The sequence below is a fragment of the Streptomyces sp. NPDC102490 genome (assembly GCF_044765285.1).
GTDB lineage: Bacteria > Actinomycetota > Actinomycetes > Streptomycetales > Streptomycetaceae > Streptomyces.
Map to the genome: position 1 here is coordinate 297,563 of NZ_JBIWJU010000013.1, position 14,965 is coordinate 312,527.

General features: G+C 70.6%; 6 protein-coding genes, 1 tRNA gene and 1 rRNA gene. 1 reads left to right on the plus strand and 7 read right to left on the minus strand.

Features of this window, described 5'->3' with window-relative positions:
* Positions 1–18: 18 nt before the first annotated feature.
* The 4 genes from ACIRGB_RS29260 to ACIRGB_RS29275 form a co-directional block, all read right to left on the minus strand.
* A complete protein-coding gene (locus ACIRGB_RS29260) occupies positions 19–882 on the minus strand; it encodes a helix-turn-helix domain-containing protein (protein ID WP_403871363.1) in 864 nt (287 codons plus the stop codon).
* A 262-nt stretch (positions 883–1,144) separates the two neighbouring features.
* Positions 1,145–3,898 (minus strand): DNA translocase FtsK, encoded by a 2,754-nt coding sequence (locus ACIRGB_RS29265; protein WP_403871365.1) that lies wholly within the window; start codon positions 3,896–3,898, stop codon positions 1,145–1,147.
* Between the two features lie 202 nt (positions 3,899–4,100).
* Positions 4,101–4,775 carry a two-component system response regulator gene (locus ACIRGB_RS29270; RefSeq protein ID WP_104631028.1) on the minus strand — a complete coding sequence of 225 codons (675 nt, stop codon included), beginning with the start codon at positions 4,773–4,775 and terminating at the stop codon, positions 4,101–4,103.
* 447 nt (positions 4,776–5,222) lie between these two features.
* The gene (locus tag ACIRGB_RS29275) at positions 5,223–10,712 is read right to left on the minus strand and encodes a HAMP domain-containing protein (RefSeq protein WP_403871368.1); all 5,490 of its coding nucleotides are present in this window, start codon (positions 10,710–10,712) and stop codon (positions 5,223–5,225) included.
* 391 nt (positions 10,713–11,103) lie between these two features.
* On the opposite strand from ACIRGB_RS29275, the gene ACIRGB_RS29280 reads away from it, so the two are divergent.
* A complete protein-coding gene (locus tag ACIRGB_RS29280) occupies positions 11,104–13,854 on the plus strand; it encodes a SpoIIE family protein phosphatase (protein ID WP_403871371.1) in 2,751 nt (916 codons plus the stop codon).
* A gap of 80 nt (positions 13,855–13,934) precedes the next feature.
* Here the strand turns inward: ACIRGB_RS29280 and ACIRGB_RS29285 are convergent.
* The 3 genes from ACIRGB_RS29285 to rrf form a co-directional block, all read right to left on the minus strand.
* Positions 13,935–14,010: transfer RNA gene (locus ACIRGB_RS29285), tRNA-Thr, on the minus strand.
* Between the two features lie 83 nt (positions 14,011–14,093).
* Entirely contained in the window at positions 14,094–14,756 is a 663-nt protein-coding gene (locus ACIRGB_RS29290; RefSeq protein WP_403871405.1) for a DegT/DnrJ/EryC1/StrS family aminotransferase, read from the minus strand.
* A gap of 114 nt (positions 14,757–14,870) precedes the next feature.
* Positions 14,871–14,965 (minus strand): 5S ribosomal RNA (rrf, locus tag ACIRGB_RS29295); the annotation flags it as partial.

Consider the following 14,965-nt stretch of genomic DNA (forward strand, 5'->3'; position numbering starts at 1 on the left):
GACTCGTCCCCCGCGTCCCTATCCGACCTGCGGGTCGCCCTTCGTGTACGTGAGGCGCTCGACGGCGCCGGGCCGGAAGTCGTCCTCGATCTTCTTGCCGTTGACGTAGAGCTGGACGGCTCCGGCGTCGCCGAGAACCACCCTGACCTTCTCGTTGTCCTGGAAGGTCTTGGAGTCGCCCTGCTTGAGCAGTCCGTCGAAGAGCAGCCGGCCGTTGTGGTCCTGGGCGGAGATCCAGCTGCGGCCCTCGGTGGCGCTGACCTTGACGGTCACCTTGTCCGCGGGCGCGGCGGCGATGGCGCTGTCGCTCGGTTCCGTCTTGGCGTCGGCGGGCTTGTCGGGCTTGGCGCCCGACGAGGCGGACTCGCCGGACGACGGCTGGGCCCCTTCGGCGACGCTCGCCTCGTTGCCGCCGTCGTCGCCGCCCTTGACGAAGGTGAAGCCCACGAAACCGATCACCGCGACGATCGCGGCGACCATGGCGGCGGTCCAGTTGGGTCCGCGCCGCTCGGGACGGATGCGTTCCGCCTCGAACAGGGGCGCGGCGGGGGTCGGCTCCGGGCGTCCGCCGTGCTCGGCGTCGAACCGCGCGAGCAGGTCGGCCGGGTCGAGCCCGACGGCCTTGGCCAGGGTGCGGATGTGACCGCGCGCGTAGACGTCGCCGCCGCAGGGCGCGAAGTCGTCCGCCTCGATGGCGTGCACGATGGCGATGCGGACGCGGGTGGCGGTGGAGATGTCGTCGACGGTCAGCCCGGCGGCGATCCGGGCCTGCTGCAGGGCGCGGCCCACCGAGGGGCGGGCTTCCTCGGGAACGTGTGCAGGGGCGTCGTGGGACACGTCTTCGATCGGACGCTCGTCTTCGGGGGAGTTGCCGTTGGACACGGGGGCGCCTTTCGAGCGTTAGCCGCCTGTGCTGGGCGTTCAGTCTAGGGGGGGTGCAAACGGGTGGGGCAACCGGGCGGTACGACCTTTACGCCATCGGAATGGCCCGGCACCCCGATGGTGGACTACCTGTTTGTCACTTCCCTCAACTTGACGTAGGGCCTGGGGAAACGGTTGCTCAATGATCCCTAACGGGTGAGTCACGATCGGCCGCCCGGCCCTCGTGACCCTCCGTCGGCGTAACCCTTCGCCTACCCGGGCCCTACCCTTCAGACTCCCCCCGGATCAGCGCGAGCACGCCGTCCAGCTCGTCGGGCTTCACGAGAACGTCACGCGCCTTCGAGCCCTCGCTCGGTCCGACGATGCTCCGCGACTCCATGAGGTCCATCAGCCGCCCCGCCTTGGCGAAGCCGACGCGCAGCTTGCGCTGGAGCATCGAGGTCGACCCGAACTGCGTGGAGACGACCAGCTCGGCCGCCTGGCACAGCAGGTCGAGGTCGTCGCCGATGTCCTCGTCGATCTCCTTCTTCTGCTTGGTCCCGACGGTGACGTCGTCCCGGAAGACCGGCGCCATCTGGTCCTTGCAGTGCTGGACGACGACGGCGACCTCCTCCTCGGTCACGAACGCGCCCTGCATACGGGTCGGCTTGTTCGCGCCCATCGGGAGGAAGAGACCGTCGCCCTTGCCGATCAGCTTCTCGGCGCCGGGCTGGTCGAGGATGACCCGGGAGTCGGCGAGCGAGGAGGTGGCGAAGGCGAGCCGCGAGGGCACGTTGGCCTTGATCAGACCGGTGACGACGTCCACGGACGGCCGCTGGGTGGCGAGCACCAGGTGGATGCCGGCCGCGCGCGCGAGCTGCGTGATGCGCACGATCGCGTCCTCGACGTCGCGCGGCGCGACCATCATCAGGTCGGCCAGCTCGTCCACGATCACCAGCAGGTACGGGTACGGCTGGAGTTCGCGCTCGCTGCCCTCGGGCGGCTTGACCTTGCCCTCGCGCACCGCGCGGTTGAAGTCGTCGATGTGCCGGTAGCCGTAGGCGGCGAGGTCGTCGTAGCGCAGGTCCATCTCGCGCACGACCCACTGGAGCGCCTCGGCGGCCCGCTTGGGGTTGGTGATGATCGGCGTGATCAGGTGCGGGATGCCCTCGTACGCGGTCAGCTCGACGCGCTTGGGGTCGACCAGGATCATCCGGACGTCCTCCGGGGTCGCCCGCATCATGATCGAGGTGATCAGGCAGTTGATGCAGGACGACTTGCCGGAGCCGGTGGCGCCGGCGACCAGCATGTGCGGCATCTTCGCCAGCGAGTGCATGACGTAGCCGCCCTCGACGTCCTTGCCGAAGGCGACCAGCATCGGATCGTCGTCCTCGGCGGACTCGGCCAGGCGCAGCACGTCGCCGAGGTTGACCATCTCCCGGTCGGTGTTGGGGATCTCGATGCCGACCGCGGACTTGCCGGGGATCGGGCTGATGATCCGCACGTCGGGGCTGGCGACGGCGTACGCGATGTTCTTGGTCAGCGCGGTGATCCGCTCGACCTTCACGGCGGGGCCCAGCTCGACCTCGTACCGGGTGACCGTCGGGCCGCGGGTGAAGCCGGTGACGGCGGCGTCGACCTTGAACTCGGTGAAGACGGTGGTCAGGGAGGCCACTATGGCGTCGTTGGCGGCGCTGCGCGACTTGCCGGGGCCGCCGCGCGTGAGGAGGTCGAGGGCGGGCAGCGCGTAGGTGATGTCGCCGGAGAGCTGGAGCTGCTCGGCGCGCGGCGGCAGGTCCCGTTCCTTGGGCAGCGGCGTCTTGGTGAGGTCGGGGACCGCGCCGCCCGCCGGTTCCCGCCCGGGCGCCTCTGCGGCGTCCTTCTTGAGCTTGCCCGGCTGCGGCCGCGCGGCCGGCACCGGCATGGGCGTCGGGGTCGTGGACTCGCGGTCCCCCGTGCTCACGCCCTGGGTGAGGTCGGCGACCACCGGCGAGGGCGGCATCCCGTGCAGTACGGCGCCGTCGAGCGCGGCGGCGGCCGCCGCGGCGACGTCCACGGCGTCCATCGGACGGTTCATCTCGGGCTGCGGCACGGCCGACCGCCGGGGCCTGCCGCGGCGCCGGCCGAGTGCCTCCTGCTCGGCCGCGTCGGGATCGTAGGGCTCGGCGGCGGCCGGTGCCCCGCGCTTGCGGGGCCGGGCGGGCAGCGCCTCGCGCCACTGCTCGTCGTAGCGCTCGTCGTCGTCCGCGAACGCGTCGGCCTCCGGGTCGTCGACCACGCCGAGCCGCACCCCGAGCTGCCGCAGCCGCTGCGGAATGGCGTTGACCGGGGTGGCCGTGACGACGAGCAGCCCGAAGACGGTGAGCAGCACCAGCAGCGGCACGGCCAGCACGTCGGTCATCGTGTACGACAGCGGGGTCGCCGCGCCCCAGCCGATCAGGCCGCCGGCGTCCCTTATGGCCTGCATGCCCTCGCTGCGGACCGGTGAGCCGCAGGCGATGTGCACCTGGCCGAGCACGCCGATGACGAGCGCGGACAGGCCGATCACGATCCGCCCGTTGGCCTCGGGCTTCTCGGGGTGCCGGATCAGGCGTACGGCGATGGCGCCGAGCAGGATCGGCACGAGCAGGTCGAGGCGGCCGAAGGCGCCGGTCACGAGGATCTCGATGAGGTCGCCGACGGGGCCCTTGAGGTCGGCCCAGGTGCCCGCGGCGACGATCAGCGCGATGCCGAGCAGCAGCAGGGCGACGCCGTCCTTGCGGTGGGCCGGGTCGAGGTTCTTGGCGCCCTGCCCTATGCCGCGGAAGACGGCGCCCACGCCGTGCGCGAGGCCCAGCCAGAGCGCGCGCACCAGTCGGTAGACGCTTCCGGTGGGGCTCGGAGCCGGTGGGGGCGCGGGCTTCCTCGCCGCGGCCTTCTTGGCGGGGGCCCTTTTCGCGGGCGCCTTTTTCGCGGCGGCCTTCTTGGCGGGACCCTTCGCGGGAGCGGCCGCCTTCTTCGCGGGCTGCTTCTTGGCTGCGGAGGGACGTGAGGCCATGGGTGTGAGGTTACCGGGGGAGACGGCGGTCGACACGTGTGCCTACCGCTTCACCCGTTCGTGTCGCCCAGACGTGCGGACGGAACTGACGCTTCCGCAACAGTTGCTGACAAGTCCTCACGGACCGCCGCACAGGCCGCATCACGGACGGCCACACGGACCGCCCCGGCGGGACGCGCGGGCACCAGGGGCACGCGCGGCGTCAGTTGACGGCGGCCTGGCCGCCGGACGAGCCCGGCTCCAGGGCGTCAAGCGCCCGCCGCAGCCCGGTGAGCTTGCGCTCCAGGTGGGCGGCCGTCGCCACCGCCGCCGCGTCCGTCGACTCGTCGCCGAGCTGCTTGGACAGCGCCTCCGCCTGCTCCTCCACGGCCGCCAGCCGCGCCGACAGCTCGGCGAGCAGCCCGGCCGGCTCCTTGGCCTCGCCGGCCTCCGCCTTGCCGTTGCCCTCCAACTGGAGCCGCAGCAGGGCCGCCTGCTCACGCAGCTGGCAGTTCTTCATGTACAGCTCGACGAAGACCGAGACCTTGGCCCGCAGTACCCAGGGGTCGAACGGCTTGGAGATGTAGTCCACCGCGCCCGCCGCGTACCCGCGGAAGGTGTGGTGCGGGCCGTGGTTGATCGCGGTGAGGAAGATGATCGGGATGTCCCGGGTCCGCTCCCGCCGCTTGATGTGCGCGGCGGTCTCGAAACCGTCCATGCCCGGCATCTGGACGTCCAGCAGAATGACCGCGAAGTCGTCCGTGAGCAGTGCTTTGAGCGCTTCCTCCCCGGACGATGCCCGCACCAGCGTCTGATCGAGCGCCGAGAGGATCGCCTCCAGCGCAAGCAGATTCTCCGGCCGGTCATCGACCAGGAGGATCTTGGCCTTCTGCACCATGGCCCGCCCTCCTCGCCCCGGCGTGGGGCCTCCCCTGTCCACAGGACTTGGCGCGGCACCGGCGGGTGCCGCCCCGGGGGACGACTCCCTTGCGCCGTCCGTCCTTGTGCCGGTCATCGTAGCCGCACCCCGCCTGTCGCCACACCCTGTCACCGTGATGTCACTGTGCTCATAGCAGAAACGCGGCGGGGGACCAGAAGGTTCCCCGAATCCCGTACTCCTACACGGCTTCGGGCACGCTGAGTCAGCGACGCCGCGTGCACGTCGCGGGTTCCCGCCGTTTACACACACCCCACGTTCGCACACCGCCCGAGCGGACCGCACGGAAGGTGCCCGTACGTACGGGGACACCGTGCCCGAACGTACTACGGGCCCGGCGTCCGGACGTACCGGTCACTTCCCGCGAGCCCCTCGCCTCCGGCCGCCGCCACCGGCTGCTGCCCGCGCTCACTCCTCGCGCATCCACTGCTGCATCACCGTCAGCAGGTGGTCGGGGTCTACCGGCTTCGTCACGTAGTCGGACGCGCCGGACTCGATCGCCTTCTCCCGGTCGCCCTTCATCGCCTTCGCGGTCAGCGCGATGATCGGCAGACCGGCGAACTGCGGCATCCGGCGGATCGCCGTGGTCGTCGCGTACCCGTCCATCTCCGGCATCATGATGTCCATCAGGACGACCGCCACGTCCTCGTGCTGCTCCAGGACCTCGATGCCCTCGCGCCCGTTCTCGGCGTACAGCACGGACAGGCCGTGCTGCTCCAGGACGCTGGTGAGGGCGAAGACGTTGCGGATGTCGTCGTCGACGATCAGCACCTTCTGCCCGCCGAACCGGATGCCCCGGCTGGAACGCGGTGCCGTCTCCTGTCCGGCGGCCGGCTGCCGCTCCTGCGGCTCGGGCCGGTCCTCGGTCTCGGCGGCCGCCTTGGGCCGGCGTCGGAACAGCGCCGTCGCACCGTTCCGCGCGTCCTGGTACGACGCCGACTCGGCCGGCGTCTCGGACTCCGTGTCCGACCGTTCGCCCGCGCCGCCCGTGGACGCCGGCAGCTCACCGGCCTCCACGGAGGGCAGCGGCTGCTGGTAGCCCTGCGGGGGCAGCTCGCTCGGGTGCAGCGGCAGGTAGAGCGTGAACGTCGACCCGCGACCCGGCTCGCTCTGCGCGTGGATCTCACCGCCGAGCAGCTGCGCGATCTCCCTCGAGATCGACAGCCCGAGGCCCGTACCGCCGTACTTGCGGCTGGTGGTGCCGTCGGCCTGCTTGAACGCCTCGAAGATCACCCGCATCTTGCTCGCCGCGATCCCGATGCCGGTGTCGCTCACGGAGAACGCGATCAGCTCCGCGTCCGGGTCGGACATCGAACCGGCTTCCAGCAACTGCTCCCGGATGGCCTGCGGAACGTCGTCCCGGGCCGGCCGGATGACCAGCTCGACGGCGCCCGAGTCGGTGAACTTCACGGCGTTGGACAGCAGATTGCGCAGCACCTGGAGCAGCCGCTGCTCGTCGGTGTGCAGCGTGGCGGGCAGCTCGGGCGACACCCGCACCGACAGGTCCAGGCCCTTCTCGGCGGTCAGCGGCCGGAAGGTGGCCTCCACGTAGTCGACGAGCTGGACGAGCGCGATGCGCGTCGGGGAGACGTCCATCTTGCCCGCCTCCACCTTCGACAGGTCGAGGATGTCGTTGATCAGCTGGAGCAGGTCGGAGCCCGCACCGTGGATCGTCTCGGCGAACTCGACCTGCTTCGGGGTGAGGTTCGCGTCGGCGTTGTCGGCGAGCAGCTTGGCCAGGATCAGCAGCGAGTTGAGCGGCGTACGCAGCTCGTGCGACATGTTGGCGAGGAACTCGCTCTTGTAGCGCATGGACACCGCGAGCTGCTCGGCGCGCTCCTCCAGGACCTGCCGGGCCTCCTCGATCTCGGTGTTCTTCACCTCGATGTCGCGGTTCTGCTGCGCCAGCAGCTCGGCCTTCTCCTCCAGTTCGGCGTTGGACGACTGGAGCGCCTTCTGCCGCTGCTCCAACTCCTCCGACCGCTCCCGCAGTTGCTCGGTCAGCTCCTGCGACTGGCTCAGCAGCACCTCCGTCTTGGTGTTGACGGAGATGGTGTTGACGCTCGTCGCGATCATCTCGGCGATCTGGTTGAGGAAGTCCTTCTGGATCTGCGTGAACGGGGTGAAGGAGGCCAGCTCGATGACGCCGAGCACCTGCCCCTCGAACAGCACCGGCAGGACGATCACCTGCGCGGGCGGGGCCTCCCCAAGCCCGGAGGAGATCTTCAGGTAGCCGCTCGGCGCGTTCTCCACCAGGATCGTGCGCTTCTCCTCGGCGGCCGTGCCGACCAGCGCCTCCCCCGGCCGGAACGAGGTGGGCATGGAGCCCATCGAGTAGCCGTACGACCCCAGCATGCGCAGCTCGTACGCGTCGTCCTCGGCCCCCGCCTGCTCCTGGCCGTCGACCAGGGGCATCGCGAGGAAGAACGCCCCGTGCTGGGCGGAGACCACCGGCGTCAGCTCGCTCATGATCAGCGAGGCCACGTCCTGGAGGTCCCGGCGGCCCTGCATCAGCGCGGAGATCCGGGCCAGATTGCCCTTGAGCCAGTCCTGCTCCTTGTTGGCGATCGTGGTGTCGCGCAGGTTGGCGATCATCTTGTTGATGTAGTCCTGGAGCTCGGAGATCTCGCCCGAGGCGTCCACGTCGATCTTGAGGTTCAGGTCGCCGCGCGTCACCGCGGTCGCCACGCGCGCGATGGCACGCACCTGCCGGGTGAGGTTCCCGGCCATCTCGTTCACCGACTCGGTCAGGTCCCGCCAGGTGCCGTCGACGTCCCGTACACGTGCCTGGCCGCCGAGCTGTCCCTCGGTGCCCACCTCGCGGGCCACCCGGGTGACCTCCTCGGCGAAGGACGACAGCTGGTCGACCATCGTGTTGATGGTCGTCTTCAGCTCCAGGATCTCGCCGCGCGCGTCGATGTCGATCTTCTTGGTCAGGTCGCCCTTGGCGATGGCCGTGGTGACCATGGCGATGTTGCGCACCTGACCGGTCAGGTTGGACGCCATCTGGTTCACCGACTCGGTGAGGTCCTTCCAGGTGCCGGCCACCCCCGGCACCTGCGCCTGGCCGCCGAGGATGCCGTCGGTGCCCACCTCGCGGGCCACCTTGGTCACCTGGTCGGCGAAGGACCGCAGCGTCCGCACCATGGTGTTGAAGGTGTCGGCGAGCTGCGCGACCTCGCCGCGGGCCTCGATCGTCACCGTCCGCGTCAGGTCGCCGTTGGCGACGGCCGCGGCCACCTGGGAGATGTTCCGCACCTGGACGGTGAGGTTCTTGGCCATCAGGTTGACGTTGTCGTTGAGGTCCTTCCAGATGCCCACGACACCGGGCACGCTCGCCTGGCCGCCCAGGATGCCCTCCGTGCCCACCTCACGGGCCACCCGCGTGACCTGCTCGGCGAAGGACGACAGCTGGTCGACCATCGTGTTGACGGTGGTGACGAGTTCGAGGATCTCGCCCTTGGCGTCGACGGTGATCTTCTTCGACAGGTCGCCCTTGGCGACGGCCGTCGTGACCTCGGCGATGTTGCGGACCTGCATGGTCAGGTTGTTGGCCATGCCGTTCACGGACTGCGTGAGGTCCTTCCAGGTGCCCGAGACGCCCTGCACCTCCGCCTGGCCGCCGAGGATGCCCTCGGTGCCCACCTCGCGCGCGACGCGCGTGACCTCCTGGGCGAACGACGACAGCTGGTCCACCATCGTGTTCAGGGTGTTCTTCAGCTCCAGGATCTCCCCGCGCGCGTCCACGGTGATCTTCTGGGACAGGTCACCGCGCGCCACGGCCGTGGCGACCTGCGCGATGTTGCGCACCTGCGCGGTGAGGTTGCCGGCCATGCCGTTCACCGAGTCGGTCAGGTCACGCCACACACCGGCGACACCGGGCACCTGCGCCTGCCCGCCCAGGCGGCCTTCCGTACCCACCTCACGGGCCACCCGGGTGACCTGCTCGGCGAAGCTGGAGAGCTGGTCGACCATCGTGTTGATGGTGTTCTTCAGCTCCAGGATCTCCCCGCGCGCGTCGACGTCGATCTTCTGGGACAGGTCACCGCGCGCCACCGCCGTCGTCACCTGCGCGATGTTGCGCACCTGCGAGGTGAGATTGCCGGCCATGGAGTTGACGGAGTCCGTCAGCTCCTTCCAGGTCCCCGAGACACCGTCGACCCGGGCCTGACCGCCGAGGCGGCCCTCCGTGCCCACGTCCCGGGCCATCCGCGTGACCTGGTCGGCGAAGCTGGAGAGCTGGTCCACCATGGTGTTCACGGTGTTCTTCAGCTGGAGCATCTCACCGGAGACGTCCACGGTGACCTTCTGCGACAGGTCGCCGTTGGCCACGGCCGTCGTCACCTGGGCGATGTTCCTCACCTGCCCGGTGAGGTTGCGGAACGCGGTGTTGACGGAGTCCGTCAGGTCCTTCCACGTCCCCGCCGCCCCGGGCACCTGCGCCTGCCCGCCCAGCTCGCCCTCGACACCGACCTCACGGGCCACCCGCGTGACCTCGGCACCGAACGCGGACAGCTGGTCCACCATCGTGTTGACGGTGTTCTTCAGCTCCAGCATCTCCCCGGCCACGTCCACCGTGACCTTCTGCGACAGGTCGCCGCTGGCCACGGCGGTCGTCACCGCGGCGATGTCCCGCACCTGGGTGGTCAGGTTCCGGAAGACCGTGTTGACGGAGTCCGTCAGGTCCTTCCAGATGCCGGCCGCGCCCGGCACGTTCGCCTGCCCGCCGAGCTGCCCCTCGCCACCGGTCTCGTTGGCCACGCGCGTGACCTCGTCCGCGAAGATCCGCAGCGTCTCGGTCATCTGGTTGATCGTCTCGGCGAGCTGCGCGACCTCGCCGCGGGCCGGGACGGTCACCTTCTTCGACAGGTCGCCGTTGGCCACCGCCGTCGTCACGTGGGAGATCTCCCGCACCTGGGCCGTCAGGTTCCCGGCCATGGTGTTGACGGAGTCGGTCAGCTCCTTCCACACCCCGGCCACGCCCGGCACCTGCGCCTGCCCGCCCAGGGCGCCCTCGGTGCCCACCTCGCGGGCCACCCGCGTCACCTCGGAGGAGAACGCGGAGAGCTGGTCCACCATCGTGTTGACGGTGTTCTTCAGCTCCAGCATCTCCCCGGCCACGTGCACCGTGACCTTCCGGGACAGGTCGCCCTTGGCCACCGCCGTCGTGACCAGCGCGATGTCCCGCACCTGGGCGGTGAGCCGGTACGCCATGGTGTTGACGGAGTCCGTCAGGTCCTTCCAGGAACCGGACATTCCGCGCACCCGGGCCTGACCGCCCAGCTTGCCCTCGGTGCCGACCTCGCTGGCCACCCGCGTGACCTCGTCCGTGAACGTCGACAACTGGTCGACCAGGTTGTTCACGGTCCGGCCGACCTTCAGGAACTCACCGCGCAGCGGCTGCCCGGTGCCCTCGTCGTTCTGCGTCCGCAGCTCCATGCGCGGCGACAGATCACCGTCCGCCACCGCCGACAGCACCCGGCTGACCTCGGAGACGGGCCGTACGAGATCGTCCACCAGCGCGTTCGAGTGGTCGATCGCGGTTGCCCAGGACCCCTCGCAGGCTCCGGTCTCCAGGCGTTCCGTGAGTTTTCCCTCACGTCCCACCACGCGCCGCACCCGCGCCAGCTCACCCGTGAGGTGCAGATTGCGGTCGGCCACCTCGTTGAAGACCGCCGCGATCTCCGACATCACGCCGTCGCCGGACACCGTGAGCCGCCGGCGGAAATTCCCCTCGCGCATGGACACCAGCGCCGCCAGCAGCCGGTTCAGCGCGGCCGTGTCCACCGTCGTACTGCCGCTCCGCGCGCCGCCACCCCGCGATGTGCCCTGGTTACTCAGGGACTGTCCGCCTTTCGCGCGCGTCTTCGTGGCCCGCGTCGCTGCGCCAGACTCCACTGTGTCCCTCCCGCAGGGGTCGACCGATACCGCTGTGCCCGGCCGCCCACACTCGGCGGACCGGTTTCTGCCGCTTGCTTCCCGTACTGCCCGGCGGTCCGGCCCGGCGCGCCGGACCGCTTCCAGGGCTGCTGCCCATCCGGCTCGGCGCGCATTCACCTGCCCGGACCTTCACCAGCAGCCTGCCCAGTGTTTCACCCCGGCCGAACCAGGCCATAACAGTTCGGCAGCTTCGCACATCGTCCGCACACCCTCTGGGCGGAAACACTGCAGACCGGCATCCGGATGGACGGCGAAGGTAAGTAACCTTGCATACGGCTGTCCAGCCAAACCGGTCCGTCCGGTCTGGGCGGTGGCACGGAGACGAGCGGGCATCGGAGGGGCGGCCGGAATGACCACCGGACTGATCCCGGGGGAGCAGCCCCCGGATCCCGGGCCGACGGGTGGACTGCCGCAGCAGCGGCACGAGCCGGTCGGCCGTGAGGCCGTGCCCGGGGAGAGAGGGTCGAGGAGTTCTGTGATCACCGCGCGCGCGGCCGCCAGCTTCGAGCCCGTCGGACGATCCGTGGCGAGCGCCCGGTCCTTCGTCCGCGACACGCTCCAGGGCTGGGGCCATGCCGACATCGTCGACGACGCCGTGGTGCTCACCAGCGAACTGGTGACCAATGCCGTGGTCCACGCCGGCACCACCGCCGACGTCCTGTGCCTGCGCAGCGACGACGGCGTACGGATCGAGGTGGCCGACCACTACCCGGAGCGCGAGGTGCCCCTCCAGGGCTCCCCCGCCGACATGGGCAGCCCCGACCGCGAGGGCGGCCGCGGCCTCCAACTGTGCGCGGCCCTGGCCGACCGCTGGGGCGTGGAGTACACGCCCACGCTGAAGAACGTCTGGTTCCACCTCCATCTGCCCGAGCGTCAGGTCGGCACCCGCGCGGCCGGCCCGTCCCTCCCGGCCGCGCTGCTGCCGCTCGCCGACGGCCGGGTCCGCGTCGCCGTCGTCCAGATCGACCGCACCGGCGCGGTCACGTCGTGGAACGAGGACGCGGAGGAGCTCTTCGGCTACGCCGCCGACCAGGTCACCGGCAAGCCCCTGACCGACCTCGCCGCCTGGCCGCACACCCCCGGCACCAGCACCGGTATCGCCGAGGCGCTCCAGCTCTCCCGCTGGGAGGGCAGCTACGGCATGCGGGGCGCCAACGGCCGCGTCACCCCGGTCTACGCCTCCCACCTGCGCGTCCGCGACTCCGACGGCGAGCCGTCCACGGTCTGCCTCCTGGTCCGCGACCACGAACGCGCGGTGCTCCAGACCCCGTTGCGCGTGCCGGCCTCCGACTCGGCGTCCTCCGAGGGCCAGAGCGCGGACCCCTTCGAGGTGTTCATCGGCTCCCCCGCCCCGGACGACCTCGACGGGCTCCTCCAGCGCACGGTCGAACGCGCCCGCGACATGCTCGACGCCGACGCCGCCTTCCTGCTCCTGGCGACCGACGACGAAACGGAGTTGGAGGTCCGCGCCTCCACCGGCCTGCCCTCCGCCCGCCAGCGTTTCGCCCGCGTCCCCGTGGAGGCCGGACCCGGCCGCTACGGCTCGGCGCGGATGCCGGCCGTCCACGACGACCTCGAGTCCGTCCCCGGCGCGGTCCCGCTGCTCAACGGCACGGGCATGCGCTCGGTCGTCACCGTCCCCCTCAAGGTCGAGGGCCGCCTCACCGGCTCCCTGGGCGTCGCCGCCGAGGCCCCCGGCCGGTACTCCAACGAGGAGGCGCTGCGCCTCCAGTTCGCGGCCGACCGCATCGCGCTGGCCGTCGAGTCGGCCCGCCTCGGCGAGCTGGAGCGGCTGCGCCGCGGCTCGCTCAGCTTCCTCGTCGAGGCCTCCGACCTCCTCGCCGGCACCCTCGACCGCGACCAGACGCTGGCCCTCATGGCCCAGATGACGGTTCCCACGCTGGCCACCTGGTGCGCCGTCTACACGATCGCCGACCAGGCCTCGGACCCGTACCTGTCCTACGTCCTGCACGAGGACGAGGAGCTGATCGACGGCATCAAGTCCCTGCTGTCGAAGATCGCCCCGCCCGACCCGGTCCCCACGCCGGGCGCACGGGTGTGGACGGCCCCCGCCGAGTTGGCCCACCAGGCGGCGCTGCGCACCTCCATGCGCGACCTGGGCCTGAGCGGCGGCGCCTCCCAGCCGATGAACACCGGCATCGGCCCGTCCCTCGCCACCGCCTCCGCGGTCGGCGGCGAGACCGTCGTCCTGCCGCTGGTCGCCCGCAACCGCGTCATCGGCATGCTCACCCTCGGCAAGCCCACCGACGACCACTTCCGCCAGGAGATCCTCGAACTCGCCGAGGACCTGTCCCGCCGGGCCGCCCTGGCCCTGGACAACGCCCGGCTGTACTCGGAGCGCACGGCCATCAGCCAGTCCCTCCAGCGCAGCCTGCTGCCCCCGGAGCTGCCCGTCATCGACGGCGTCGAGGTCGAGGTCATCTACCGCGCGGCCGGCGAGGGCAACGAGGTCGGCGGCGACTTCTACGACCTCTTCCCCATCAGCGACGACGCGTACGGCTTCGCCATCGGCGACGTCTGCGGTACGGGCCCCAACGCGGCCGCCGTCACGGGCCTCGCCCGGCACGCCCTGCGTCTGCTCGCCCGCGAGGGCCTGAGCGGCCCGGCGGTCCTGGAGCGCCTCAACTCCGCCATCCTCGACGAGGGCGCCCGCAGCCGCTTCCTCACGCTGCTGTACGGCGAGATGCGCCCGCAGCAGGACGGCAGCGCGGAGCTGAAGGTGGTCTGCGCCGGCCATCCGCTCCCGCTCCGCCTGCGCCAGGACGGCACGGTGGAGCCGGCGGCCGAACCGCAGCCCCTCCTCGGCGTCATCGAGGACTTGGAGCTGTACGAGCAGACGGTCACCCTCGATCCGGGCGACGTCCTGCTCTGTGTCACGGACGGCGTCACCGAACGCCGCGAGGGCACCCGCATGCTGGGCGACGACGGCCTCGCCGACGTCCTCACGACCTGCACGGGTCTGACGGCGGGCGCGGTGGCGGCCCGCATCATGCGCGCAGTGGAGCGCTTCGCGTCCGACGCCCCGTCCGACGACATGGCGATTCTCGCGATGCGCGTCCCGGAGCCCCACGCGGACTAGCCTGCGGGCCCCGGGATTTGGCCCGGGGTCCGGCCCCGGACATGCGAAAGGCCCCGCCCATTCGGGCGGGGCCTTCGTGCTGGAGCCCCCAAACGGAATCGAACCGTTGACCTTCTCCTTACCATGGAGACGCTCTACCGACTGAGCTATAGGGGCCTGTCGCTTTTCGAGGTGTCCCTCGCGGCAACGGAATAGATCATACCCCGAACAAGCCGGTGCTCCCAACCACGGCCTTTCTCTCAGTGCGCGGGTTGCAGCAGCCCTCCGAGCGCATTGCAGGCGGACACGATCCGCTGCATGTCCCGCTTGGTCAACGCGGCTTCGACGGGCAGCGCGAGCGTCTCGTCGACGGCCCGCTCCGTCTCCGGCAGGGACACACACCGCCGGAATCCGGGCATCCGGTGCACGGGCGTCTTCACCGGCACCCGGCACTCGACTCCCCTCCCCCGCACGGCACGGGCGAACGCGTCGCGATCGGGCCGCCCGTTGCCCGGCACCCGCACCACGTACTGCTGATAGGTGTGGCCGTCACCCCCGTCGGGGGTCCGCACGCCCCTCAACTTCCCGTCGAGGTAGGCCGCCCGCTGCCTGCGCCGCGCTATCTCCTCGTACGGCACCTCGGACTCGCCCCGCTCCAGCACGAGCAGTCCGTGCCGCTGCCCGATCCGGTGCAGGGAGCCCATGTCCGCCGGCCGCCCGAACCGGTGCACGACGACGACGGCTGCGGTCCGAGGCGTCAGCGCGGCCTCCACTAGAGAGGCGTCCAGGCAGTACGTCGCCGGATCTATGTCGGCGAAGACCGGCGACGCGCCCACCTGGGCCACGGCCTCGGCGACTTCCACGTTCCCGAAGGCAGGGACGACGACCTCGTCACCGACGCCCACGCCGGCGGCCCTGAGCAATGCTGCAGTACCCATATGTGGGATGGTCGGGGCGCAACGTGAACTCGAAGTAAAGCAAAACAAAAAAGGGCTGGTCCAGGAACCGAAGTTCCGGGACCAGCCCTTTCAATGATTGTTCGGCGGCGTCCTACTCTCCCACAGGGTCCCCCCTGCAGTACCATCGGCGCTGTAAGGCTTAGCTTCCGGGTTCGAAATGTAACCGGGCGTTT